The 457-nt window shown below is 42.0% G+C and carries 1 protein-coding gene; it reads left to right on the top strand.

Going from position 1 to position 457, the window contains the following annotated elements:
- Positions 1 to 457: nitroreductase family protein (locus KPL72_RS21100; RefSeq protein WP_219704360.1), on the top strand; the 457-nt coding region annotated here is incomplete at both ends.

Raw genomic sequence — 457 nt, forward strand, 5'->3', positions numbered from 1 at the left:
TCCATTGGGTAAGAAATCCAGCTAAAAAAACAGCTGTTGCACAAGCATGTAACGGTCAAAAAGCGGCAGCTACCGCCGCAGAGATTATTGTTGTCGTAGCCAACACAAACTATGCACGCAGCACAATTTCCGAGCAGTTAGATAGCATGGATGTATCGACAACCATGCCAGAAAAGTCAAAAGACTATCACCGAAAAATATTAACTAAGTTTGACAAGATATTGAAAATTGGTGGTTTACCGATCTGGACACCTATTATTTCTCTTTTATCAATATTTCGTCCTTGCCTATCTTTACTACCAATTGGCCATTTGGGAAGTAGACATTGGGCCGCACGGAACGCTGCTTTTGCAGCTCAAACATTAATGCTTGCCGCTTCAGCAAAGGGCATTGATTCATGCCCTATGGAAGGCTTTTCAGCTGCAAAATTGAGTAAATTATTAGACCTTCCTCGAGG

The sequence above is a fragment of the Marinomonas lutimaris genome, assembly GCF_019426345.1.
GTDB classification, from domain to species: Bacteria; Pseudomonadota; Gammaproteobacteria; order Pseudomonadales; family Marinomonadaceae; genus Marinomonas; species Marinomonas lutimaris.